Below are 24,245 nucleotides of genomic sequence, written 5' to 3' on the forward strand. Positions count from 1 at the left end.
AGAGAAAAAAAGAGAGAGGAACCTGCATCTATGATGACGATCCGAGAATATAAGCAGGCCGAAAGTCTGGAAGAAGCGTGGCAGCTGAACCAGAAAAAGGCCAACCGTGTGCTGGGCGGCATGATCTGGCTCAAAATGGAGAACATCAATGTCGGTACAGCCATCGACCTGTCCGGTCTGGGACTGGACACCATAGAGGAGACCGAGGGCAGCTTTTCCATTGGTGCCATGGTTACACTGCGCCAGCTGGAAGAGCACGCCGGTCTTGCTGCGTATACCCATGGCGCAGTAAAGGAAGCGCTGCGGCATATCGTGGGCGTGCAGCTGCGCAATCTGGCAACTGTGGGCGGCAGCATCTACAGCCGGTTCGGCTTTTCTGATGTGCTCACGCTGTTTATGGCCATGGACTGTTCGGTAGAGTTGTACAAGGGTGGGATCATATCCCTGCAGGAGTATGCTGAGCGCCCTTATGACCGGGACATCCTTGTGCGGCTGATCGTTAAAAAGGAAGAAGCAGAATTTTTCTATCAGTCCGTGCGCAACAGCCAGACTGATATCCCGGTGCTTACCTGCGCGGCCGCCCGTCTGGAAAACGGCAGCTATCGCATTGCGATCGGTGCGCGGCCGCTCAAGGCTGTGCTGTTTGAGCTGCCGGCAAAGGCGGGTGTTTCTGCGCAGGAACTGGCGCAGAACTTTGCCGATGAAGTAAAGCAAAAAATTGTCACTGGCTCCAATATGCGCGGCAATGCCGAGTACCGCCGCCATCTGGCAGGCGTTCTGACAAAGCGTGCTGTTCTGGAACTGGAAGCACGCACGGCACAGGAGGAAAATTAAATGCAGATCACTCTTACATTGAACGGCATCAAGGTCACAGAGGATGTGGCTGCAGATATGCTGCTGATCGATTTTGTACGTGCCCATGGCTGCAAGAGCGTCAAGCGCGGCTGTGAGACTTCCAACTGTGGTCTGTGCACGGTGTTTCTGGACGAGAAACCGGTGCTGTCCTGCTCGGTACTGGCAGCGCGTGCCAGCGGCCACAGCATTACCACACTGGAAGGCCTGCAGGAAGAAGCGGCGGAGTTCGGCGGCTTTATCGCGGATCAGGGCGCAGAGCAGTGTGGCTTCTGCAACCCGGGCTTTATCATGAATGCGCTGGCCCTCTTCCGCGAGAATCCGTACCCCAGTGAGGAAGAAGTGAAAGAATATCTCTCCGGCAACCTCTGCCGCTGCTCTGGCTATGAGGGCCAGCTGCGCGGCATCATGAACTTTCTGGCATGGAAAAAGCAGAAGGAGGCCGCAGAATGAGTACCATCAACAAGCCTTTCCGTAAAAAGGATGCCATGCAGCTGGTCACCGGCCAGCCCGTCTATATGGACGATGTGATCCCGCAGGACTGCCTGATCGTAAAGCTGCTGCGCTCTCCGCACGCGAATGCCATCGTCAAAACGATCAATACGGCTGTAGCAAAAAAGGTGCCCGGCATCGAGGCGGTCTTTACATGGGAGGATGTGCCGCAGGATGCGCCGCGCTACACGCAGGCTGGCCAGACCTATCCGGAAGCCAGTCCGCGTGACCGCCTGCTCATTGACCGCCATGTGCGCTTTGTGGGTGATGTGGTGGCCATTGTGGCCGGTAAGGACGAAAAGTGCGTGGATAAGGCTCTCAAGCTCATCAAGGTGGAATATGAGGTTTTGGAAGCAGTGCTGGACTATCACACTGCCAAGGACAACCCCATTCTGGTGCATCCGGAGGACAACTGGGCCAGTCTGTGCCCGGTGGGAGCTGACAACAAACGCAATCTTTGCGCCCATGATGAATGCGGAGCCGGTGATATCGACGCGGTGCTTGCAGCCAGCGATGTAGTCATTGACCACATTTACCACACCAAAGCCTGCCAGCAGGCCATGATGGAGACCTTCCGCACCTACTGCTCCATTGATACCTATGGGCGGCTGAATGTGCTCAGCTCCACGCAGATCGTGTTCCATGCACGGCGCAATATTGCGAACGCACTGCATATTCCCAAATCCATGGTGCGCGTGGCAAAGCCCCGCATCGGCGGCGGATTTGGTGCTAAGCAGACGGCGGTCAGTGAGGTATATCCGGCTTTTGTGACTTGGAAGACCAAAAAGCCCTCCAAGATCATTTTCAGTCGTGTGGAAAGCCAGATCGCATCCTCGCCGCGTCACGAAATGGAGATCCATGTGCGGCTGGGTGCCACGAAGGACGGCGTTGTGAAGGGCATTGATCTGTACACCCTTTCCAATACCGGTGCTTACGGTGAGCATGGCCCTACGACCGTGGGCCTTTCCGGTCACAAGTCCATCCCGCTGTACGGCAAGGCAGAAGCCTTCCGCTTTATCAGTGATGTGGTGTATACGAACCACATGTCTGCCGGTGCTTACCGCGGTTACGGCGCAACGCAGGGACTGTTTGCCGTAGAATCTGCTGTCAATGAACTGGCTCATAAGCTGAATATGGACCCCTTTGAGCTGCGGCTGAAAAACACCGTACAGGAGGGCGATGTGATGCCCGCCTACTATGGGGCTGTCAACACCAGCTGCGCGCTGGACCGCTGCCTTGTCAAGGTGCGGGATATGATCGACTGGGAGCACAAATACCCTGCCCGTGATATGGGCAACAGCAAGGTGCGCGCTGTCGGTATGGGCATGGCGATGCAGGGTTCCGGCATTTCCGGCATGGATGTGGGCAGTGCCACCCTGAAACTGAATGATGACGGCTTCTACACCCTGATGATCGGTGCGGCCGACATGGGCACCGGCTGTGACACTACACTGGCGCAGATCGCCGCCGAAGTGCTGGACTGCCCGCTGGACAATATCACGGTCTTCGGAGCTGATACGGATACCTCGCCCTATGACTCCGGCTCCTATGCGTCCAGTACCACTTACGTTACCGGCAAGGCCACCGAAAAGTGTGCCATGAAGCTGCGCGGCCAGATCTGCAAGCTGGGCGCAGAGCTGCTGGAATGCACCGAGGACGAGGTGGAATTTGATGGAAAAGATGTTTTCAAGAGCAAAGATCCCACACAGAAAAAGTCTCTGAGCGAGATTGCGTATGCTTCGCAGTTCGGCCATATGGTTCCGCTGGAAGCCACCGAAACGCATACTTCGCCTTTGTCGCCGCCGCCGTTCATGGTTGGTGCTGCTGAGGTGGAAGTGGATACTGAGACCGGCGAGGTAAAGCTGCTGGAGTTTGATGCCTGTGTGGACTGCGGCACGCCCATCAACCCGAACCTGACCCGTGTGCAGGCTGAGGGCGGTCTGCTGCAGGGCATCGGCATGACTCTGACCGAAAACATCACCTACGATAAAAATGGCTACCCGGAAGAGAACTCTCTGTTCCAGTACAAAATTCCGGCCCGCACCGATGTGGGCAAGATCAAGGTTGAATTCGAGAGCAGCTATGAACCCAACGGACCCTTTGGCGCAAAGTCCATCGGCGAGGTGGTCATCAATACACCGCTGCCTGCCATTTCCGATGCCATCTATAACGCTATCGGCACCCGGTTCTATGAGCTGCCCATCACACCGGAAAAAATCGCCATGGCAGTTGCAGAAAAGCAGAAATGATCGACGAAAAAATTTTTCCGTTTCTTGCGGAGAAGGGACATGTTATTTCTCTGGTGGGCGGCGGCGGAAAGACCACACTGATGTACAATCTGGCTGCGCACTGCGCCCGCAAGGGCTGGCGGGTATTGGCCGCTACCACCACCCATATTATGCAGCCGCCCGGCGGGGTCTGGGCACAGACGGATGCAGAGCTTTTCCGCCTGTGGAAGTGCGGCAGTTATGCCGTGGCCGGAACCGCTGCACACGGCGGCAAATTGACGGCCCCGCCGCAGGCACAGCTGGAGCGCTGGATGACCCTTGCAGATATCGTGCTCATTGAAGCGGACGGCGCAAAACGGATGCCCTGCAAGGCACCCGCTGCGCACGAGCCGGTGCTTTTACCGCAGTGCGATACGGTTCTGGCCGTAGCAGGGCTTTCTGCGTTGAGGCATCCGCTCCGGGAGGTCTGTTTCCGGGCGGAGCTTGCCGCAGAGCTGCTTTGTGTTCCGCAGGATGCGCAGTTGACACCGGAACTTCTGGCAAAGCTGCTTGCAAGTGAAGCCGGTGGAAGGAAGGCTGTAGGGGATCGCAGCTTTTATGCTGTACTCAATCAGGCCGATACAAAAGAGCAGGCTGCTCTGGCCCGGCAGATAGCTGATATTCTGAAAAATATTTATCGTATTTCCTGCGTTACGTCTCATTTCGAGAAAGGAGAACGTGCATGAGCAAAGAAGGCAAGATCGTGTTCTGCACCGGCGGCGGATGTACCGCAAAGCTGGGGGCCGGAGCGCTGAGCCGTATTCTGGAAAAGCTGCCGCGCGATGCAAGAGACCCGAGCCTTCTGGTCGGGTACGACAGCCGGGATGATGCGGCTGTATACCGCATTACCGATGATATAGCACTGGTGCAGACAGTGGATTTTTTCCCGCCGATGGTGGATGACCCCTATACCTTCGGCCAGATCGCAGCGGCCAACGCCCTGAGTGATGTCTATGCCATGGGCGGCGAGGTGAAGACTGCACTGAACCTTGTCTGCTTCCCCGAGAGCATGGATCTGAACATTCTGGGCGAAATTCTGCGCGGCGGAGCCGAGAAGGTGGCCGAAGCGGGCGGAAGCCTTGCAGGCGGGCATTCCATTGCCGATACAGGTGTGAAATACGGACTTTCGGTGACTGGCCTTGTGGACCCGAAAAAAATGTATATGAATGATTCCGGCAAGCCCGGTGACAAGCTGATTTTAACAAAAGCTCTGGGCGTGGGCCTGATCTGCACGGCAAACCGTGTGGGCGAAGCGGCACCGAAAGATATGGCCGGTGCCATTGCGTCCATGACAACGCTGAACAAAAACGCTGCCGAGATCAGCCGAAAGTATACGGTCCACGCGGCAACCGATGTGACCGGTTTCAGTTTTCTGGGCCATCTGCACGAGATGATGGGCGGAAAGCTTTCCTGTATCATTGATGCACGGATGGTGCCGGTTCTGCCGGGAGCCGAAAAAGCGGCAGATGATTTTTTGTATACCGCTGCCGGACAGCGCAACCGCAACCATACCGGGCCATATGTCACTTTTGAAAATGTGCCGTTTGCAATGGAAGAGGTGCTGTTTGACCCACAGACTTCCGGCGGACTGCTGCTGGCCGTTTTGCCAGAAGAAGCAAATGCGCTGGAAGCAGAGCTGCAGGCCGCTGGCCTACCTGCAAAGATCGTGGGTGAGATCATACCCAAAACCGAACAGGAAATCACTGTAAAATACTGATGGAGGCCTACAATTATGATGCTGAAAGTTGATGCCCGTGGCGACGCATGCCCGCTGCCCGTTGTAAAAGCCAAAAAGGCGATCTCTGAACTGCAGGGTGCCGGTGAGGTGGAAGTGCTGGTGGATAATGAGATCGCCGTGCAGAACCTTACCAAAATGGCCCAGCAGAAAGGTTATCGGTACAGCGCCGAAAAGCTGGCCGAGCGGGAATACCGCGTGCTCTTCACAGTCGGCGAAGCGTCCGAAACACCCACTGAAGAAGCACCGGCCTGTGCACCGGATACCCGCACAGACACGGTGGTTGCCATCAGCTCTGATAAAATGGGCATTGGCGCAGATGACCTTGGCAAGTCCCTGCTCAAGGCATTTGTGTTCGCACTTACCCAGCAGGATCAGCTGCCCAAAACAGTGCTGTTCTATAACGGCGGCGCGTCCCTGACCTGTGAGGGTTCGCCCATGCTGGATGATCTGAAGGCACTGGAAGCACAGGGCGTGGAGATCATGACCTGCGGCACCTGCCTGAATTTCTATGGCCTGACCGAAAAGCTTGCTGTTGGCAATGTGACCAACATGTACACTATCGTGGAAAAACTGACGCAGGCCGGTAACGTGGTGAAACCGTGATCTATCTGGATAACGCTGCCACGACCCTGCGCAAGCCGCCGCAGGTGGAGCAGGCTGTGCTGGACGCAATGCGCACGGCAGGCAATCCGGGACGGGGCGCCCATGAGCCCACGCTGCACGCAAGCCGTCTTGTTTATGCTGCGCGGTGCGCAATGGCAAAGCTCCTCCACGCACCAGACCCGTCCTGCATTGCCTTTGCGGCAAATGCAACGGAGGCTTTGAACATTGCATTGGGTGGTCTTTTTGCGCCGGGCGATCATATCATCACAACGGTATGTGAGCATAACTCTGTTCTGCGGCCGCTCTACCGGCTGCGGGAACAGGGCTTGCAGTTCAGTTTTGCGGGCGTGGATGAGCGCGGACGGCTGCAATATGATGACTGGGATAAGCTGGTTCAGCCCAATACAAAAGCGCTGGTCGTAACGGGTGCTTCCAATGTGACCGGCAACGGAACGGATCTTGCAAAAGCAGCGGGTTTTGCGCACCGGCACGGCCTGCTGCTGATCGTGGATGCGGCCCAGACGGCGGGTTCACAGCCCATTGACGTACAGGCACTGGGCATTGATGTGCTATGCTTCACCGGGCATAAGGCACTGCTTGGCCCACAGGGAACAGGCGGCTTGTATGTGCGCCCGGGGCTTTCCATCCGGCCATTGGTAGTGGGAGGCAGCGGCGTACACAGCTTTGATGAACAGCATCCCGCACAGATGCCCACCGCTCTGGAAGCCGGGACGCTCAATGTTCCGGGTCTGGCGGGCCTGTGTGCCGGTGTGGAATGGATTCTGGCTCAGGGCGTGGAAACGCTGTGTGCAAAAGAAACTGCACTGGCGGCGCTCTTTTATAAAAACATTCGAGATCTGCCGAACGTGAAGATCTACGGCGACCCGGAAATGCCGCTGCATGCTCCCATTATCTCGCTCAACATCGGAGACGAAGATTCAGCCCGCATTGCAGATATCCTGTGGGAGGACTACAGCATCTGTGTGCGTGCCGGCGCGCACTGTGCACCGCTGATGCATAAAGCGCTGGGCACGGTGGAGCAGGGCGTGATACGGTTCAGCTTTTCGCATTTCAATACGGAAGCCGAAGTGCTTCAGACCGCAGCCGCTGTTCAGGAGCTTGCACAGGAGATCTGATATGCGCATCAAAAAAACTTATATTGTTCTTTCGTTCCGCACAACGCTGGATGCCATGGAATGGGAAAAGCAGTGCCTTGCGGAGAAGGTTCCGGGCAGGCTCATCCCACTGCCGCGCGAGATCTCCGCAGGCTGCGGCCTTGCCTGGCGGATGCTGCCGGAAGAATTTGAGCAGTGGCAGAACCGGCTGGACCCGGCACGTTACGATCAGGCCGCAGCAGTAGAACAGTAATAAAGATAAAACAGGAGAATGACGCATGGGTAAAATGCCGCTTTATACAATGCTGCAAAAAGCCCGTTCTGCGGGCGGCTGGACGATGGAGACCCAGTTAGAGGGCGATGCCGCGGGGAGCCAGCTGCTTTTGCTGGAGGGCAGGCCTGTGTGGCAGAGGGGAGACAGCACCGTACTGCTGCAGCACCTGACAGAACTGCAGGGCTGCACAGCAGCTGGTATCCACTCTGTTGCGGGCACAGACATCTTTGCGGAGCGCTTTGGCGCGGTGCCGCAGCTGGTAGTCTGCGGCGGTGGACATGTGGCTGCAGCCGTTGTGCAGCTTGCAAAGCTGCTGGGCCTGACGGTCCTTGCAATGGATGACCGCGAGGAATATGCACAGCAGCTGCGGCTGGCCGGAGCCGATAAAGTGCTCTGCCTGCCGTTTGAAAAAGCGCTTGCGCAGGTACCTGACGGCGCAGAGACTTATTTTGTGGTCGTCACCCGGGCACATGCATTTGATGTGGACTGCCTGAAGGTGATATTAAAAAAGCCTGCAGCCTATGTTGGCATGATGGGCAGCCGCGGGCGTGCCGCACTGGTGCGCCGTCAACTTCTGGAAGCCGGTATCGATGCCGAAAGAGTGGAGGCGTTGTACGCCCCCATCGGACTTTCCATCGGCTCACAGACGGCAGAGGAGATCGCACTTTCCATTCTGGCACAGATCGTATCGATCAAGAATGCGCGTCCGCAGACGGAGGGCTTTTCATCTGCCCTTCTGGAAGCCATGGCTCAGACAGATGCCGCCGGGCAGCAGGCGGCGCTTGCCGTGATTGCGGCGCGGCACGGCTCTACGCCGCGGGAAATCGGCGCAAAAATGCTGGTTCGCACAGACGGCTCTATTGTGGGCAGTGTGGGCGGCGGTATTATGGAGCACCGCACCATTCTGGCTGCACAGGAAATGCTGACGGGAGCTGCTCCGGCGTATCAACGGCTGCATTTTTCGGCAGACGGCAAAAATGATGATGCAGCAATTGCTGCCTGCGGTGGGTCTATGGAGATCGTATTGACTCGACTCCAGCCCGGAGAGGAGATCAAATGAAGAAAGATGCACTGATCCTTGTGCGCGGCGGCGGCGACCTTGCTACCGGCACCATTCACCGGCTGTGGAGCGCAGGCCTGCGTGTGCTGGTGCTGGAAGCGGAGCATCCGGCGGCGATCCGGCGGCAGGTTTCTCTGTGCGAAGCCGTTTATGAAGGTGAGACCGCCGTTGAAGGTCTGCGTGCGGTACGAATCGAAACTCTGGCACAGGCAGAAGAAATCTGGAAACAGAATGCCGTTCCTGTTCTGGTAGACCCGCAAGGCAAAAGCATTGCGCCGGCAAAGCCGGATGTCCTTGTGGATGCGATCCTTGCCAAAAAGAATCTTGGCACAACGCGGGATATGGCACCCCTGACCATTGCACTCGGCCCCGGTTTCACGGCCGGGCAGGATGTAGATGTGGTGGTGGAGACCAAACGCGGCCACCGGCTGGGACGCATCATTCGGGAAGGCAGTGCCATCCCCGATACCGGCATTCCCGGAATCATTGGCGGCTACGGCAAAGAGCGCGTGATCCATGCCGGCACGGCCGGTATATTTATGGATCTCCGCAAAATTGGAGATATCGTGGAAGCGGGTGAGACCATTGCGCAGATCCGCACGGCAGATGGTGCCATGATCTCTGTGACCACGCAGATCACGGGCATTCTGCGCGGGCTTCTGCGTAGCAGCTATCCGGTAACGCCCGGTTTTAAGGTGGCCGATATAGACCCCCGCAAAGAGGAACTTTCCAACTGTTTTCTCATTTCGGATAAGGCCCGCTGCATCGCGGGCAGTGTGCTGGAACTTGTCTGCGCTCAACTGTGGAAATAAACCTGTAAAAAGCAAAAACCTCCGCTTCCCGGCGGCAGTACCGACAGGGAAGCGGAGGTTTCTATTTTTCATTTCAGTTGCGGTAGCAGCGGTCCTGACCTACCAGCCAGTCCTCACACAGGCGCTGGGCTTCCTCCAAACTGCGGCTCTCGCAGTCGAAGAATGCACCGTGCATCGAGCGATAGGAGTAGTGAACTCTCGGAATACCGTTGCCATCCTTGAAGCGTTCGCAGCGTTCTTCACCGGGCATCAGAAAAAGTTGTTCCATGGTTCCTTCTCCTTTGATTTCAGCATTCCGGAGCGGCTGGCCGGATGCAAGCCGCACAACGTTTGCTATTGTAGCACGCAGGGGAGAAGTTTGCTATTGCCTTTTTGTCCAAAGATATGTTTTGTTTTTCTCTGTGGTTGTGGCACAAAAGGACTTGACAAGATCATTCGTACAGGATGCGTTCCTGTTCCTGCATTTTCCTTTTTGCTGCCGCTTTGCATGGGCAGCTGCCTTGCCGTATGGAAAAACCGATGGAACGGATGAAAATATTTTGTGCACTTTTCACAGTTTTCTTCTCGAGATTTTGGTGGTACAATAGAAGCATTAAAATATATCCTTTCAGGAGGAGCACATGGCAGAAAAGAATATTGAACTGGATAGTGTAGAGGTCGCCGCAGCTGTTTTTGGCAACTGCGACCGGAACATCCGTCTGCTGGAGAACGAGTTTTCTGTTACGGCGGTCTGCCGGGGCACGCAGCTGCGGCTTTCAGGCGAACCGGCCAATGTTGCCGCGGCCAGCCGCGCTGTGGAGGGAATGCTGCTTCTGATCGAGAATCATACACCGCTGGAAGACCAGACCGTGCGCTACTGCATCAGTCTGGCGCACGATGGAGCAGAAAAGCGGGTCAAGGAACTGACCGAAGATTTTGTTACCGTAACGGTCAAGGGACGGCCGATCCGGCCCAAAACACTGGGCCAGAAGGAATATCTCAATGCCATCCGCACCAATGCCATTACCTTTGGCGTTGGCCCGGCGGGTACCGGCAAGACCTATCTGGCCGTTGCCATGGCGGTAAAGGCTTTTAAAGCCAAGGATGTTTCCCGTATCGTGCTCACCCGCCCGGCAGTGGAAGCGGGTGAAAAGCTGGGCTTTCTGCCTGGTGATCTGCAGCAGAAGGTAGACCCTTATCTGCGCCCGCTGTATGACGGCCTGTTTGATATGCTGGGTGCCGAAACTTACGAGCGCCTTGTGGAAAAGCAGATCATTGAGGTTGCACCGCTTGCCTATATGCGCGGACGCACGCTGGATGATTCCTTTATCATTCTGGACGAGGCACAGAACACCACACCGGAGCAGATGAAAATGTTCCTCACACGTATGGGTGTCGGCTCCAAGGTGGTGGTTACCGGTGATGTGACCCAGATCGATCTGCCGGAACGCACCCGCAGCGGTCTTGTGGATGCACTGCACGTGCTTAAAAATGTAAATGGGATTGCACAGTGCTATTTTACTGAGAAGGATGTTGTGCGCCACCGTCTAGTGCAGGAAATTATCAAGGCTTACGAAAAGGCTGCACACCCTGAAAAATAAAATCACCAGAATTCATATAAAGCCATCAAAAACAGAAAGGAGTGGACTGATTTATGTCCAATAAAGTTTTAATCACCAATTCACAGAAGGCCGTCAAGGTTCCTTCCGGTCTGCGCATTCTCATCCGCCGTGCCTGTAATGCCGTGCTGGAATATGAGCATTTTGAAGCTCCTGCAGAGATCAGCGTGACCTTTGTGGATAACGCCGCCATTGCTGAGCTGAACAACCAGTACCGCAACAAGCCCATGCCCACCGATGTGCTGAGCTTCCCTCTGGGGGTGGACGGCAAATATGATGTTGACGAGAACAACGGCTGCAAAATGCTGGGTGACATCGTCATCAGTATGGAGCGTGCACAGGAGCAGGCAAACCTCTACGGCCATCCGCTGCAGCGTGAGGTGGCGTTCCTGACGGTGCACTCCATGCTGCACCTGCTGGGCTACGACCACGAAAATGGCGGTCTGGAAGCCATGCGGATGCGTGAGAAAGAGGAAGCTGTTCTGCTGCAGCTGGGCCTGCCGCGCACCGTAAGCTATACCGAGTAATTGATTCACCGTGCGGTTGCCGCACAATACAGACAGGAGCTAGATTTTGAGTAACGCTACACCCATTCAGGGGCATTATGATACTTCTTCCGTTTTTGTGGCTGTCATTGGCCGTCCCAATGTAGGCAAATCCAGTCTGACCAACCTTCTGGTTGGCGAAAAGGTAGCCATCGTCACTTCCAAGCCGCAGACCACCCGCACCCGCATTACCGGCGTGATCACCCGCGGGCCGCTGCAGTATGTGCTGCTGGATACACCCGGTGTGCACAAGGCACGCAACAAACTGGGTAAACGGATGGATAAGACTGCCAGCGATTCCATTGCAGATGTGGATGTTTCCATGATGCTGTTTGAGCCTTACGGCGCACTGAATGAATCGGAAATGGTTCTGGTGGATATGCTGCGCAGCAGCGGCGGCCCGGCAATTGCAGTCATCAACAAGACCGACCTTGTCAAGGAGCCTGCTGATCTGGAAGCCCGCAAAGAAGAGCTGAAGGCATTGGGTGTATTCGACGATATCTACACCATCAGCGTCCGTGATAACGACGGCTGCGAAGTGCTGTTCGATGCTTTGAGCCGCTATGCTGTGGAAGGCCCGCATTATTTTGATGATGATGCCTACACGGATATGCCGGAAAAGGAGCTTGTGGCGGAGGTCATCCGTGAAAAGGCCCTGCTGTTCATGCGCGACGAGATCCCCCATGGCATTGCTGTCGTGGTGGAGCGCTTCAAAGAGCGCCCGGGCACCGACCTGATCGATATTGATGTAAATATCTACTGCGAGCGCGAAAGCCACAAGGGCATGGTCATTGGAAAAGGCGGTGCAATGCTGAAAAAAATTGCCAGTGCTGCCCGTGCAGACTGCGAAGAGTTTTTGGGTTGCCGCGTCAATCTGCAGTGCTGGGTAAAGGTAAAATCCGATTGGCGCGATAACGAGTTCCTGCTGAACAACTTTGGCTTCAAGCAGAACACCAATAACCGTTGAAACTTGCCAAAGCAGGACAGAATTCCCTTGGATGAACGGTTAAAATAAACTTGACACTATCCGTAACAGGGAAGAGGTGCTGCAAATGGATGCACAAGCAAGCTGGCAGGCGTTTGCCTGCACGGGAAACATTCTTCGTTATCTCGATTATAAACAACAGCGGCCGGAAGAAACCCCGGCAGAGGACCAAGAAAATGGAAGCCTTTGTAACCACGGGTCTGGTGCTGAAGGAGACCCGCTATAAGGAATCGGACCGCATTCTGACGATCCTGACACCGGAACTGGGCGTGATCTCGGCAGCAGCGCAGAGCAGCCTGCGGCTAAAGAGCAAGCTGTTCAGCGCGTGCGGGCTGTTCTGCTATTCCGAGTTCACACTGGTGCCGGGCCGCAACATGTACACTGTGCGGGAAGCGGAAGTGAAAAATGTCTTTCACGGCATCTCGTCCAGCATTGAGGGCATGAGCCTTGCCATGTATATGGCTGAAATGGCAATGACCCTTTCGCCCACCGGGCAGGAGGCACAGCGGGAGCTTCGACTGCTGCTCAACTGTTTCTATATGATCAGCGAGAGCAAAACGGACCTGCGGGTGATCAAGGCCGTGTTTGAACTGCGCACCATGAGCGAGTGCGGCTTTATGCCGCAGATCGTGTGCTGCCGCGATTGCAGCGCCTATGACGGTGCTGCGTTCTATCTGGATGTGCAGGAAGGCCACCTGCTCTGTGCAGACTGCGCCGCAAAAGCAGGAAAGACCTGCAACCTTGATCAGGGCGCACTGTATGCGCTGCGGCACATCTGCCTTGTGGACGACAAAAAAATATTTGCATTCAAAATTTCTGTGGGCAGTCTGGAAAAGCTTTCCGCAGTGGCAGAGCGCTATGCACTGACCCACCTGGACAAGCCTTTGAAAAGCTATGACTTTTTAAAGACCCTGCTGCCCTGAGCATAAAGGAAACCTATGGAAACAAGTTACTTAAAAACTCTGGAACTGGATAAGATCATCGCCCGTGCCGCAGAGGGCTGCGTGTGCAAGGAAGCGCGCGAAATGCTGCTTGCCACTCAGCCGCAGTGCGACCCGGACGAGGTGCGCTATGCGCTGGAACAGACCGATGCCATCAACACTCTGCTGATCAAAAACGGCTCCCCGCGCTTTGGCGGCGTGGAGAATGTCAGTCAGCTGGCGGCCCGCGCCGTAAAAGGTGGCGTACTTTCAATGGGCGAGCTGTTGATGGTGGCTGGTGCACTGCGCAATTTTCAGAATCTTTCAAGCTGGTATGGCGCTTCGGAGCACGACGCTCTGCCTACAGACGATCTGTTCTATGCGCTGGCACCGCAGCCGGGCCTGGAACAGCAGATCTCCAGCGCCATTCTGGCACCGGATGCCATGGCAGACACGGCTTCTCATACCTTGAACGATCTGCGCAAAAAGATCCGCGCAACGGAGAACAGCATCCGTGACCGTCTGGAGAGCATGGTCCGCAATATGGATACCTCCAAGTATCTACAGGAAAGCGTGGTTTCCATGCGCAATGGCCGGTATGTTGTGCCGGTCAAGAGCGAATACCGCGGTGAGGTGAGCGGCATTATTCATGATGTTTCGTCTACCGGAGCCACCGTCTTTGTGGAGCCGCAGGCCGTTGTGGAAGCCAATGCCCGCATTTTGCAGTACCGTGCGCAGGAAGCGCAGGAGATCGAGCGCATTCTGGTGGCCTTTACCGCACAGGTGGCTGCCATTGAGCCGCAGTTCCAGTACAGCTACAAGGCTATGCTGGAGATCGATGTTCTGCTGGCAAAGGCACGGCTGGCTTTGGATCTCAAGGCATTCAAGCCTGCTGTCCGCACCGACGATTCCTTCTCGCTGATCCGTGCGCGCCACCCGCTGATCGATCCTAAAAAGTGCGTGCCTGTGGATATTGCTCTGGGCAGGGATTACGATTCGCTGATCATCACCGGACCGAACACCGGTGGCAAAACCGTCACCTTGAAAACAGCGGGCCTGCTGTGCGCCATGGCGCAGTGCGGCTTCCTGATCCCGGCTGACGAGCGCAGTGAGATCTGCGTATTTGACGAATTTCTGGTGGATATCGGCGATGAACAGAGCATTGAGCAGAGCCTTTCCACCTTCTCCGGCCATATGAAAAAGATCACCGGCATTCTGGAGCTTGCCATGCCGCACACACTGGTGCTGCTGGACGAGCTTGGTGCCGGTACCGACCCCGCCGAAGGTGCTGCGCTGGCTGTGGCCATCATTGAAGAGCTGCGCCGCCGCGGCGTGCTGCTGATGGCCACCACTCACTACGCTGAGCTGAAGGTGTTTGCTCTGGAAACCAAGGGCGTTGTCAATGCCAGCTGTGAGTTTGATCTGGAAACGCTGCGCCCGACCTATAAGCTGAGCGTCGGCGTGCCGGGCAAATCCAATGCGTTCCTCATCAGCGAAAAGTTGGGCATCCCGGAGCGCGTGATCGAAGCGGCACAGCAGCATCTTTCCGCAGAGGATAAGCGTCTGGATGCCGTTCTGGGACAGCTGGATGATCTGAAGCTGCAGCTGAAGGAAAGCCAGAACGAGGTGGAAGAGCTGAAAAATGAAGCTTCCCACCAGCTGGAAGCCGCGCAGAAAAAGCGTGATGAGCTGATCCGTCAGGGCGAAAATGAACTGGAAGCTGCCCGTGCCAAGGCTCGTGCGCTGGCACAGCAGGTGGAAAGTCAGGCTTACGCCCTGACTGATGAACTGCGTCAGCTGCAGAAGGACGAGCGCATGAGCACCCAGCAGAAAGCTCAGCGCGCCCGCGAGATCGCCAAAAAAGAATCGGAAAAGCTGTTTATCGGCTCCGAGGCGGTGCATAACCCCATCAAGGAATTTGTGCCGTTGAAAGAGGTCAAGGTAGGGCAGGAGGTCTGCATTGCAGAGCTGAACCAGCTGGCCACCGTATTGGCCCTGCCGGATAAAAACGGCGATGTTCTGGTGCGTGCAGGCATCATCAAGACCAAAGTTCCGCTCAAGGGCTTGAAACAACCGGAAAAGCTGGTCAAGGAAAAGAAACCGCAGACCAAAGCACAGCAGCGTTATTCCCGCCTGACCGGCGATGCCAACCGCCCGAACGGCAGGGTAGAGAGGGTACAGCGTTCCGCCAAGATGGAATGCAATCTGCTGGGCCTGACGGTGGACGAAGCGCTGCCGGAAGTGGATTCCTTTATCGACCGTGCCATCCTGAACGGACAGACAGTGGTTTATCTGATCCACGGCAATGGCACCGGTGCGCTGCGCACAGCTATCCACAAGCATCTGCGCGGCAACCGCATGGTCAAAAGCTTCCGTCTGGGCCGTTATGGCGAGGGTGAAAGCGGCGTGACCGTGGTAGAGCTGAAATAAAGAAAAAGCTATCCGAAGGATTTTTCGGGTAGCTTTTTCTCACATTGAAGGAATTTGCAGAGCAGGATCGTATTCTATAAAGAATACTAATATAAGGATGTAAGCCAAAATGGCAAAACGATATTCCAAAGCCGCGCACTCAAAAAGACGAAAACAGACTTCTCATGTGCTCAAAAATACGGTCATTCTGCTTTTTTGCGCAGTGGGCATCTGGTTTGGCAGCTCACTCTGGCATGCAGCGCTGACTCTGCAGACAGCTCAGCCAGCGGAAAGCATCGCCAGTGAAGAATTTCGTCCGCAGGTCGGTGATCCGCCTTACCGCGTGGTGATCGATGCCGGGCACGGTGGAGCAGACCCGGGTGCAAGGGGAGTGATCGAAGAAAAAGATATGACCGCAGCAACCGCCTCGGAACTGATCCGGCTGCTGCAGCAGGACTCTAATTTTATTCCGCTGCAGACCCGTGACAGCTTTGATGAAACCACTACGCCCGCCCAGCGTGCCGCCAGAGCGGACGAACAGGCACCGCAGCTGCTGCTTTCCATCCACGGCAACTCAGCTGCAAACGGCTCCACTGCATCCGGCTTTGAGTGCTATCCGGCAGTGCCGGGCCGGACTTGGCATCAGGAAAGCTTTTACTTTGCGCAGCTGCTTGCCAAAGGAATGCAGGCTGCAGGGGCATCTCTGCGTGGGCGCGGGGGAGTCCGATACATTTATTATCTGGAAAACGATCAGAAGCAACTGGTGGAAAGCACCCACACCGAGGTGCGTGCAGAGCGAAGCTTTACGTTGCTGGAAGATGTAAATTGTCCGGCAGTGCTGGCAGAGCAATGCTTTGTAACGAATGAAGCAGATGTTGCACAGTTCGGCAGCGAAGAAGGTTGTAAAAAAACAGCCCGCGTTTATTACGAAGCGATCTGTGCATACTTTGGCACACAGCCGCAGGCCGAGCAGCTTGCCGGGTTCACTTTAAATTAAAAAGTATCAGCATAGCATCACCAAGGGAGAAGAAGCGATAACATTCTGAACCCAACACCATACAGCCATCCGTATTTTAAGACCGCTGAACTCATAACCAGAAGAGAAGGGCGGTCTTATTTTTCGATTACATGATTTTCGTATAATGCACGTTATGCGAAATGTAGGGAAGCGAAAAATCTCTATTTTCCTGAATCTGGCCTTTTTCTGCGACCTGCGGATCTGCAGCCATCTGTAATACCGTATGATTCAACTTTTGCTTTTTTATATTTTTGTGTCTCACATTTGTATTTTGGTGCTACAATCTTTTTATGGACTTACAAATTACAAAGCTGCACAGTCTGCCGCTGCCATGCGCGCTTGCATTTTATTTTTCCAGATTCTCTTTTTATGTCGCTATAAGTTCTGTGGTCATTCTGATCTTTTTATTTTTCTGTGAACGACCATTTGCTCGTACGATTTCAAATCGCTGGCCAGATCACAGCTTATCATTCCATTATTTATATTTATATAAATATATCTATAAAAATACCGCCGATGACATGTCCGCACTTTGGACGCGTCACAGACGGTATCGTTCCATTTTATGGGTATTCTTATGTGGTTCAGGAATTTCCGTTTCCAGCGTTCGCATCAGGCTTCATTGCAAGCACGGAAGTATCCAGCCCGATGCCATCCTGAGCCGCACCCTCGAAGGCTTTCATGGGCGCAGACGAAAGTTCCTCATCCAGAGCTGAATCCTCTGCTGTCTCCCCTGTTTCCTTTTCTGTTGTATCCAAGATGTGAGAAGATGCTTTGGGCTTTTTGACCTTGCCCAGCGGGTTTTCTTCAATAGCCGCGCGCACCTGAAATTCCTGTAGGTGCGTATAAATTTGTGTGGTAGACACGTTGCTGTGGCCCAAAAGCTGCTTGAGTGTAAGGATATCTACATTGCCGGTCTGATACATCAGAGTTGCGGCAGTGTGGCGCAGCTTATGTGTGGAAAAGCCTTTTAATCCGGCTGCTTTCATTGCACCGGTCACTAGCTGTTCTACCCTGCGGTTCGAGATACGCTCTTTGCGCCGTCGGGTAATAAAGACCGCCTTTTCCTGCGGCAGAAGCCCATCCATCGTATTGCGTTTGCCCAGATACAGCCGCAATGCTTCCATGCAGGCATCATTCAGATAAACCATGCGCTCCTTGTGGCCCTTGCCAAACAGGCGTATCTGGCGGTTTTCCAAATCAATGTCGTCCAGATTCATGCCGACAAGCTCTGCCAGACGCATTCCACAGTTCAAAAACAGCGTCACCATGCAATAATCCCGCTCCGGAAAATCGCTTTGGGTCTGCGTGCTTTCCAATAACTCCATGGACTGCTCCGCCGTCAGATATTTGGGCAGTACCTTATCCTGTTTGGGTGGGTGGATGGCCGCAGTCGGATCTGCATCCAGCCGGTTGACCTGATTGACCAGGTAATCATAAAAGCCGTGCAGGCTTGCCAGCCGCCGGGCCGTTGAGGACTTTTTGTTGCCGCACTCGCGGTTTAAAAAGTACAGATATTCGTAGATATCCTCCTTTGTTACGGAGGCCCAGAATGCGGTGTCCAGCCCTTTGGGGTCGATATCCTTCATCTCGCTGTCTTCGGGCACAAGCCCACGGCGGCGCTTCATAAAACGGCTGAATCCGCGCAGATCACAGTAGTAGCTGAACGCCGTGTTTGCGCTTTTGCCCGCGATCACTTCCAGATAGCGGACGTATTCTACAATGTCCGGCGCAGCATCATCGAAGGACTTGTGCTTGCCGGGATTTTTCTCGTCCAGATAGATCGACATTGTTTTTCCTCTTATAAGCGGTCAGATTTCAGGGCATTGATCGCATCGGTGATATAAGCCGCGCCAATCAGCTGCATTCCAGGATAATCTGCCGGGTTCAGATGATTCAGGCTGTGCTTCGGGATCACCGCACGTTCAAAGCCGATACGCTCTGCCTCATGCAGGCGCTGTTCCAGATTGGGTACGCTGCGCACTTCACCGCCAAGGCCGACCTCGCCAATGGCGATCAGCTTATCGCTGACGGGCCTGTCCAGCAGCGATGAGACCATACTCAAGCAGACAGAAAGATCACAGGCAGTATCACGCAACGCAATGCCGCCCACGATGTTGATATATACATCCAGGTTGCCAAAGAAATATCCTGCGCGCTTTTCCAACACAGCAATCAGCAGATTCATGCGGTTGTAGTCGTAGCCGCTGCAGGCACGGCGCGGTGCTGGAAAATTGGTTTTGGTTGCAAGGGCCTGAATTTCGCTCAGAATAGGACGGCTGCCCTCCATGGTACAGGCCACACAGTTGCCGGAAACGCCAAGAGGACGGCCTTCCAGCAGCATCTGTGAAGGGTTTTCGATCTCAGCAAGGCCCTGCCCCGTCATATCAAACATGCCCAGCTCATTGGTGGAGCCATAACGGTTCTTGGCCGCACGCAGGATGCGGTACGGCAGCATTTTATCGCCCTCAAAGTAAAGCACCGTATCCACGATATGCTCCATGACTTTGGGGCCTGCAATGGCACCGTCCTTGTTCACATGGCCCACAATGAACATGGGGATCTCCTGCTTTTTGGCCACGGCCAGCAGGCGGGCCGCACTTTCCTTGACCTGACTTACCGTACCGGCGGAGGACGAGATATCCATGCAGCGCATCGTCTGGATGGAGTCGATGACCACGAGATCCGGCTTTTCTTTTTCGATCAGGCCGCAGATCTCGTCCACATCATTCTCCGCTGCCAGAAAGATGTTATCCTGCGGCACTTTCAGCCGGGCAGCGCGCAGCTTGACCTGCCGCACCGATTCCTCGCCAGTGATATACAAAACGCTGTGCTGGTTGGAAATGGCACCGCACAGCTGCAGAAGCATAGTAGATTTGCCCACACCCGGCTCACCGCTCAAAAGCACAACGCCGCCCAGCACAATGCCGCCGCCAAGTACACGGTCCAGCTCCGAAATGCCGGTCAGAATACGGCTTTTTTCTTCGGTCATGCTGATCTCAGAAAGGCGTTTTGCGGTCAGGGTGGTCACCCCTTCCGGGCGGGCGGCTGCCGCCTGTTTGGCTGCGGCCGTACCTGCTTTGGGGGCTTCCGCTACAACGTCCTCGTTCATCGTGTTCCAGCTGCCACAGCTTGGGCAGCGGCCCATCCAGCGGGGGCTTGTCTCGCCGCAGTTGGAACACACATATACAGTTTTCAGTTTTGGTTCCTTCATCAAAAAAGCTCCTGTTACATTGTCTTGGTTTTATTATTCTCTATTGTAGCATATAACAAGCAAACCCGCAAGAAAAGCCCTTGTTCAAAGCCTGCTTCCAATGCTTGCAAGCGCTGCAGAAATGCCGCACAGCGGCACAAATAACGTCAGCGTCAGCAGATACTGCCGGATGAATCCATGTGGCCGGACGATCTCCCGGTCAGGCCCTGCTGCAAAAAAGGAACAGACGCGGATCTGGCTGCTCACCCGCAGAGAATCTGTGCCGAGCGTGCACAGCCCTGCAGAAGCAGCTGCCGCAGGCAGAAATGCAAGCAGCAGAAGCCACGTTTCTTTTTTCAGTGCCGTGTCGGAAAGCAGCTGCACAAACAGCGTCCCGTTTCCCAGCCCATAGAACATCGTAAACAAAAAAATCAAAACCGGCCCCAGTGTGGAAAAGCCCATCAGGAACAGAAGGGTCGCGGCCGCAGCCAGCGTAAGATATTCCGTTCCGAAAAGGCTGGCCGCAGTATGTGGATCTGCAGCGGCAAACAGGCCGCGCCAGCTTTGCAGGTAATATTGCAGCCAGTCCGGCTGCTGCTTTTCGCAGAAAGCCAGAAGCACACCAGCTGAGCCAGAGCCGATCAGAAAGGCACAGACGAGCAGCCAGCAGGTTTTCTGCCGAGTTTCCGTGTTATGTCTCTGCAGCGGTGAAGGCACTTCCGGTGCAGAGCGTTCTGGCGGCAGTGTTTTCTGCGGCTGCGGCAGAAGCACAGCTTCACCTGTGGGAAGCTGCTGCGCAGCTTCTGGCAAGTGCGCTGGCATTTCGGTTTGCTGATAGACCCACATGATCGAACCTCCTTGTTTTATTTGTTCAGCTGCGGCGCTTTTTCTCCCGGGTCACCATGCCCAGCAATCCGCCAATACTGCCGCACAGGATCAGCACAGCAAACCGCAGCAGCGGCGGCTCTTCCGTAAGCGTACCGGAAGGAACGCTGAGCACCACGAGCAATACCGCATAAAACAGGCCCTGTACAAGCCCGCACAGCAGGCCGCGTTCCTTTTTGCAAAATGCAGCGATCCAACCGCTGCAAAGGCTCCCTGCACCAACAGCTGCTGTTGCCAGCGGCGGTGCGGCGGCACCAGAATAACCCTGCGCTGTCATCAGCGCTGCCATTGCGGCCAGCCAGCCCGCTGTGACCATAACGCCGACTGCCCCCGCCAGCAGAAGAACCCGGAGTTCCGCCGGGAAAAGTTTTTTCTCAGACATAAAAACGCGCCTCCCTGCCAGTAATCTATGCAGGAAGACGCGTTTGATATGCTCTTAATTGTTTGAAGAAAAAGCTTACTTCTTGTCAGCCTTGTCCATGTTCAGCTTTTCAACAGCGGAAATTGCAGTCTTGGTGAAGCGGATCTTCACACGGTCAGCACCGGTCTCCAGAACAAAGGTATCGTCCTTGATTGCAACAACACGGCCAATGACACCGCCAATGGTGGTGACCTGATCGCCGATCTCTAGGCTGCTGCGCATTGCGGCATCCTTCTTCTCCTGCTTCTTCTGGGGACGATAGATCATGAAGTACAGCAGAACCAGCATCAGAGCCAGTGTGAAGAACAGGCTGATATAGCCTTCGGAAGTGGTAGTCAGAAATTGCATGGGGCAAAATCTCCTCTCAAAATTCAGATAAGCTTATTATACCTTTTTAAACGACCTGTTGCAAGGCTTATTCTCAAATTCGGGTATCCAGAAGCTTTACATATTTATCGTGGAAAGCCGTGAAGGTGCCTGCATCCAGCTCATCCCGGATGCGCTCCATCAGATGGTTATAGAACCACAGGTTGTGCATGACGGCAAGGCGCATTCCCAAAATCTCCTCCGCTTTGAACAGGTGGCGGATATAGGCGCGGGAATAGCTGCGGCAGACCGGACAGCCACAGGCAGGATCAATAGGGCGTTCATCGCGCTCATACTTTGCATTCTTGATGTTGATGATACCGCCCCAGGTGTTCAAGTGGCCGTGGCGTGCATTACGGCTGGGCATCACGCAGTCAAACAGATCCACGCCGCGGGAAACTGCCTCAATGATATTGCCGGGGGTGCCAACGCCCATCAGGTAGCGGATCTTATCCTTGGGCATGTGGGGCTCCACCTGACTGATCATTTCATACATCACCTCGGTGGGCTCGCCCACAGCCAGACCGCCGATGGCGTAACCGTCCAGATCGAGGTCTGCAATCTGCTTCATGTGCTCCACACGCAGATCAGCAAAGGTGCAGCCCTGATTGATGCCAAACAGCAGCTGATCGGGATTCACGGAAATGCCCTCGTGCTTCAGGCGGGCCATTTCAATCTTACAGCGTTTCAACCAGCGGGTCGTGCGTTCACAGCTGGCCTTGGAGTAATCGTGCTGTGCGGGGTTCTCTACGCACTCGTCAAAGGCCATGGCGATGGTAGAGCCAAGGTTTGCCTGGATCTGCATGCTCTCTTCCGGTCCCATAAAGATGCGGTGGCCGTCCAGATGGGAGGCAAAGGTCACGCCCTCTTCGGTGATCTTGCGCAGCTTTGCCAGACTGAATACCTGAAATCCACCGCTGTCGGTCAGAATGGGGCCGTTCCAGCGGGTAAATTTGTGCAGACCGCCCATATCGGCTACCAGCTTGTCGCCAGGGCGCAGATGCAGGTGGTAGGTGTTGCACAGCATGACCTGTGCGCCAATGTCTTTCAGGTCCTGCGCAGACAACCCGCCCTTGATAGCACCGGCGGTAGCCACGTTCTGAAAAGCGGGCGTCTGCACCGTGCCGTGCACGGTCTTGAACTCGCCCCGCCGGGCATCGTGTTCCTGCTTGAGCAGCTTATAGGTCGTCAAAGAAGGCATAGTTTTTGTTCCTTTCTGTGCACGGAAAACAGCCGTGCGATCTTCATGAAAAAGCCCGGGATCAGGCTCATCAACAACAGAATAGCGGGAAAAATAATCAAAGAATCAGCATCGCATCCCCCATACTGACGGGAGTCGGGATGCCGGTATGGAAAGCAGCGAAAATGCGAGCATTTTCAAAACGCAGGAGTGCCACTGGTTCCGTCTGAAACGCTACCTTTGCAGCCAAAGATTGTTTGTATCTGTGCAGCAAAAAGACCCCGTGTGGGGCCTTTTTGCTCGGTATAGTGCCGCATATCCCTATTCTAACAGATGCTTACCGATAATGCAACTGCTTTTTGGACGACATCAGCGGCCGAGCGTAAAGCTCACCCCGGCAAAGTCATCTGCGGTCAAGACGTAGGTTCCGTTGTCCCACGCCTCGTTGACAAGCATCTTGGCTTCTTCCCAGCTCGCCGCTTCGACGGGTACGACCTTCTTCAGGTATTCGACGATGACCACATCGTAGGTGCTGGTCCGGGGCGGAAGCGCTACCTTTGCGCGTTCCATCATCATGCCCAGAATCAGCTCGTCCTTCTGAAGCTCGCTGAAATTGTCCGGGTCACCGCCTTCTTTTCCCGCTTCCTCCAGAAGAAGCTCGCTGTTCATCTCCTGACAGAAGTCGATGCAGTCCCGGATGGTGTACGGCTGATCGTTGTCGGCATTCTCGCCGTCCTGATTGTCATGCAGGGCGAGATGGAACTTGTCATCCATCATCAGGCTGTAGTCATGCCCCTCCAGATAGCCCAGCAGCACTTTGGCCTCAATGGCGGCAAGCTCAACACCCTGCCGGACAGAAACGGCCATCAATTCTTCGGACTTCGTAATCAGCGTCATATAAGCGCTCTCCTTTCATTCCATACAGACTTTTCCGACCGAAAGCAGATACGAACACCAGCCGTAACTGATGCCGAGGCCTTTTGCCTTTTCGACCACCTGAGTGATGCTGTACTTCGGTTCCGGTCTTTTTGCGAGCAAAAGTTCCTCCAGCATCCTTTCCTCCAGCGTTTCCTGCTTCCGACGTTCAGCTTGAGCAAGGCTGCGTTCCAGATAATGCTCGCGGTGCTTGAGATAAGATTTGTGGGATTGTGCGGCCTGACGTTTCTTTACGCAGTCAGGGCAGAACTTCTGGCGGTTCTTGGCGTTCGGTATGTCCCGTCCGCACATCTCGCACTTTGGGGTACTCATCTGAAAATCCTCCCAGAATCCTTATCCATAAGAACAACCCGGCCCACGATCTCGAACCCGGCGAGATCGGCCACCTGCTTCAATGCGCTGACCAATGCGCTGATGGTGCGCATCCGGGCAGCTTCAAGCTGTTCCTCCTTGCGGATGTTCTTGTGTGCCTCATACGGCGTCGGGTCGTTGTAATGCTCGCTGTTCTTCAGTTCCACGGTCGGCACCTCCTCATCAACAGATCATCGGAATCAGAAAGAACCACAACGGGTACGT

27 protein-coding genes are annotated in these 24,245 nt (G+C 55.0%); 17 read left to right on the forward strand and 10 right to left on the reverse strand.

Annotation, left to right across the window (positions count from 1 at the left end; all coding sequences use genetic code 11):
- The first annotated feature begins 30 nt into the window (after nucleotides 1-30).
- The 10 genes from DXA66_RS04390 to yqeB are packed head-to-tail and all read left to right on the forward strand — an operon-like array spanning nucleotide 31 to nucleotide 9,213.
- Nucleotides 31-834 carry a xanthine dehydrogenase family protein subunit M gene (locus DXA66_RS04390; RefSeq protein ID WP_097781789.1) on the forward strand — a complete coding sequence of 268 codons (804 nt, stop codon included), beginning with the start codon at nucleotides 31-33 and terminating at the stop codon, nucleotides 832-834.
- Nucleotides 835-1,305 carry a (2Fe-2S)-binding protein gene (locus DXA66_RS04395; protein ID WP_005942122.1) on the forward strand — a complete coding sequence of 157 codons (471 nt, stop codon included), beginning with the start codon at nucleotides 835-837 and terminating at the stop codon, nucleotides 1,303-1,305.
- Nucleotides 1,302-3,593 carry a xanthine dehydrogenase family protein molybdopterin-binding subunit gene (locus DXA66_RS04400; RefSeq protein ID WP_118527051.1) on the forward strand — a complete coding sequence of 764 codons (2,292 nt, stop codon included), beginning with the start codon at nucleotides 1,302-1,304 and terminating at the stop codon, nucleotides 3,591-3,593. The genes DXA66_RS04395 and DXA66_RS04400 overlap by 4 nt, the downstream gene beginning before the upstream one ends.
- Entirely contained in the window at nucleotides 3,590-4,297 is a 708-nt protein-coding gene (gene yqeC / locus DXA66_RS04405) for a selenium cofactor biosynthesis protein YqeC (protein ID WP_118527053.1), read from the forward strand. Before DXA66_RS04400 ends, yqeC begins: the two co-directional genes overlap by 4 nt.
- Entirely contained in the window at nucleotides 4,294-5,328 is a 1,035-nt protein-coding gene (gene selD, locus DXA66_RS04410) for a selenide, water dikinase SelD (RefSeq protein ID WP_118527055.1), read from the forward strand. Before yqeC ends, selD begins: the two co-directional genes overlap by 4 nt.
- Before the next feature lie 15 nt (nucleotides 5,329-5,343).
- Nucleotides 5,344-5,952: a sulfurtransferase-like selenium metabolism protein YedF gene (gene yedF, locus DXA66_RS04415; protein ID WP_347561873.1), complete on the forward strand. Its 609-nt coding sequence runs from the start codon at nucleotides 5,344-5,346 to the stop codon at nucleotides 5,950-5,952.
- The gene (locus tag DXA66_RS04420; protein WP_118527057.1) at nucleotides 5,949-7,088 is read left to right on the forward strand and encodes an aminotransferase class V-fold PLP-dependent enzyme; all 1,140 of its coding nucleotides are present in this window, start codon (nucleotides 5,949-5,951) and stop codon (nucleotides 7,086-7,088) included. The genes yedF and DXA66_RS04420 overlap by 4 nt, the downstream gene beginning before the upstream one ends.
- 1 nt (nucleotide 7,089) lies before the next feature.
- Nucleotides 7,090-7,320, forward strand: a complete 231-nt coding sequence (locus DXA66_RS04425; RefSeq protein WP_097775510.1) for a DUF3343 domain-containing protein — start codon at nucleotides 7,090-7,092, stop codon at nucleotides 7,318-7,320.
- Nucleotides 7,321-7,345: 25 nt separating this feature from the next.
- Nucleotides 7,346-8,401 (forward strand): XdhC/CoxI family protein, encoded by a 1,056-nt coding sequence (locus DXA66_RS04430; protein WP_118527059.1) that lies wholly within the window; start codon nucleotides 7,346-7,348, stop codon nucleotides 8,399-8,401.
- The gene (gene yqeB / locus DXA66_RS04435) at nucleotides 8,398-9,213 is read left to right on the forward strand and encodes a selenium-dependent molybdenum cofactor biosynthesis protein YqeB (protein ID WP_118527061.1); all 816 of its coding nucleotides are present in this window, start codon (nucleotides 8,398-8,400) and stop codon (nucleotides 9,211-9,213) included. The genes DXA66_RS04430 and yqeB overlap by 4 nt, the downstream gene beginning before the upstream one ends.
- A gap of 73 nt (nucleotides 9,214-9,286) precedes the next feature.
- Here the strand turns inward: yqeB and DXA66_RS04440 are convergent, their stop codons facing one another.
- Entirely contained in the window at nucleotides 9,287-9,481 is a 195-nt protein-coding gene (locus tag DXA66_RS04440) for a DUF3873 family protein (protein WP_005942104.1), read from the reverse strand.
- 352 nt (nucleotides 9,482-9,833) lie between these two features.
- On the opposite strand from DXA66_RS04440, the gene DXA66_RS04445 reads away from it, so the two are divergent.
- The 7 genes from DXA66_RS04445 to DXA66_RS04470 all read left to right on the forward strand — a co-directional run bounded on the left by DXA66_RS04445 (nucleotide 9,834) and on the right by DXA66_RS04470 (nucleotide 16,667).
- A complete protein-coding gene (locus tag DXA66_RS04445; protein ID WP_005942102.1) occupies nucleotides 9,834-10,793 on the forward strand; it encodes a PhoH family protein in 960 nt (319 codons plus the stop codon).
- A gap of 53 nt (nucleotides 10,794-10,846) precedes the next feature.
- Nucleotides 10,847-11,338, forward strand: a complete 492-nt coding sequence (gene ybeY / locus DXA66_RS04450; RefSeq protein ID WP_097775507.1) for an rRNA maturation RNase YbeY — start codon at nucleotides 10,847-10,849, stop codon at nucleotides 11,336-11,338.
- 46 nt (nucleotides 11,339-11,384) lie between these two features.
- Nucleotides 11,385-12,323 (forward strand): GTPase Era, encoded by a 939-nt coding sequence (gene era, locus DXA66_RS04455; RefSeq protein ID WP_154255692.1) that lies wholly within the window; start codon nucleotides 11,385-11,387, stop codon nucleotides 12,321-12,323.
- 85 nt (nucleotides 12,324-12,408) lie between these two features.
- Nucleotides 12,409-12,567, forward strand: coding sequence for a hypothetical protein (locus tag DXA66_RS14205; RefSeq protein ID WP_158576285.1), 159 nt, complete (start codon nucleotides 12,409-12,411; stop codon nucleotides 12,565-12,567).
- A complete protein-coding gene (recO, locus tag DXA66_RS04460; RefSeq protein WP_118527063.1) occupies nucleotides 12,518-13,264 on the forward strand; it encodes a DNA repair protein RecO in 747 nt (248 codons plus the stop codon). The genes DXA66_RS14205 and recO overlap by 50 nt, the downstream gene beginning before the upstream one ends.
- 15 nt (nucleotides 13,265-13,279) lie before the next feature.
- Nucleotides 13,280-15,691, forward strand: a complete 2,412-nt coding sequence (locus DXA66_RS04465) for an endonuclease MutS2 (protein ID WP_118527065.1) — start codon at nucleotides 13,280-13,282, stop codon at nucleotides 15,689-15,691.
- A 109-nt stretch (nucleotides 15,692-15,800) separates the two neighbouring features.
- A complete protein-coding gene (locus tag DXA66_RS04470) occupies nucleotides 15,801-16,667 on the forward strand; it encodes an N-acetylmuramoyl-L-alanine amidase (RefSeq protein ID WP_243089027.1) in 867 nt (288 codons plus the stop codon).
- 605 nt (nucleotides 16,668-17,272) lie between these two features.
- Here DXA66_RS04470 and DXA66_RS04475 read toward each other — a convergent pair.
- The 9 genes from DXA66_RS04475 to DXA66_RS04515 form a co-directional block, all read right to left on the reverse strand.
- Nucleotides 17,273-18,478 (reverse strand): tyrosine-type recombinase/integrase, encoded by a 1,206-nt coding sequence (locus DXA66_RS04475; protein WP_118527069.1) that lies wholly within the window; start codon nucleotides 18,476-18,478, stop codon nucleotides 17,273-17,275.
- Nucleotides 18,479-18,489: 11 nt separating this feature from the next.
- Nucleotides 18,490-19,902: a DNA repair protein RadA gene (gene radA / locus DXA66_RS04480; protein WP_118527071.1), complete on the reverse strand. Its 1,413-nt coding sequence runs from the start codon at nucleotides 19,900-19,902 to the stop codon at nucleotides 18,490-18,492.
- A gap of 84 nt (nucleotides 19,903-19,986) precedes the next feature.
- Complete coding sequence (locus DXA66_RS04485; RefSeq protein ID WP_118527073.1) at nucleotides 19,987-20,727, reverse strand: hypothetical protein; 741 nt, start codon at nucleotides 20,725-20,727, stop codon at nucleotides 19,987-19,989.
- Nucleotides 20,728-20,752: 25 nt separating this feature from the next.
- Nucleotides 20,753-21,148 carry a TIGR04086 family membrane protein gene (locus DXA66_RS04490; protein ID WP_118527075.1) on the reverse strand — a complete coding sequence of 132 codons (396 nt, stop codon included), beginning with the start codon at nucleotides 21,146-21,148 and terminating at the stop codon, nucleotides 20,753-20,755.
- Nucleotides 21,149-21,223: 75 nt separating this feature from the next.
- Nucleotides 21,224-21,535 carry a preprotein translocase subunit YajC gene (gene yajC / locus DXA66_RS04495; protein ID WP_005942086.1) on the reverse strand — a complete coding sequence of 104 codons (312 nt, stop codon included), beginning with the start codon at nucleotides 21,533-21,535 and terminating at the stop codon, nucleotides 21,224-21,226.
- Nucleotides 21,536-21,608: 73 nt separating this feature from the next.
- Nucleotides 21,609-22,754, reverse strand: coding sequence for a tRNA guanosine(34) transglycosylase Tgt (gene tgt / locus DXA66_RS04500; protein ID WP_005942084.1), 1,146 nt, complete (start codon nucleotides 22,752-22,754; stop codon nucleotides 21,609-21,611).
- A 348-nt stretch (nucleotides 22,755-23,102) separates the two neighbouring features.
- Nucleotides 23,103-23,630 carry a DpnD/PcfM family protein gene (locus tag DXA66_RS04505; protein ID WP_118527077.1) on the reverse strand — a complete coding sequence of 176 codons (528 nt, stop codon included), beginning with the start codon at nucleotides 23,628-23,630 and terminating at the stop codon, nucleotides 23,103-23,105.
- A gap of 15 nt (nucleotides 23,631-23,645) precedes the next feature.
- Nucleotides 23,646-23,981 carry a hypothetical protein gene (locus tag DXA66_RS04510; RefSeq protein WP_118527079.1) on the reverse strand — a complete coding sequence of 112 codons (336 nt, stop codon included), beginning with the start codon at nucleotides 23,979-23,981 and terminating at the stop codon, nucleotides 23,646-23,648.
- Nucleotides 23,978-24,187 carry a hypothetical protein gene (locus tag DXA66_RS04515; RefSeq protein WP_223454326.1) on the reverse strand — a complete coding sequence of 70 codons (210 nt, stop codon included), beginning with the start codon at nucleotides 24,185-24,187 and terminating at the stop codon, nucleotides 23,978-23,980. The genes DXA66_RS04510 and DXA66_RS04515 overlap by 4 nt, the downstream gene beginning before the upstream one ends.
- Nucleotides 24,188-24,245: the final 58 nt, after the last annotated feature.

The organism is Faecalibacterium sp. OF03-6AC (genome assembly GCF_003478175.1).
Classification (GTDB): domain Bacteria; phylum Bacillota; class Clostridia; order Oscillospirales; family Ruminococcaceae; genus Faecalibacterium; species Faecalibacterium taiwanense.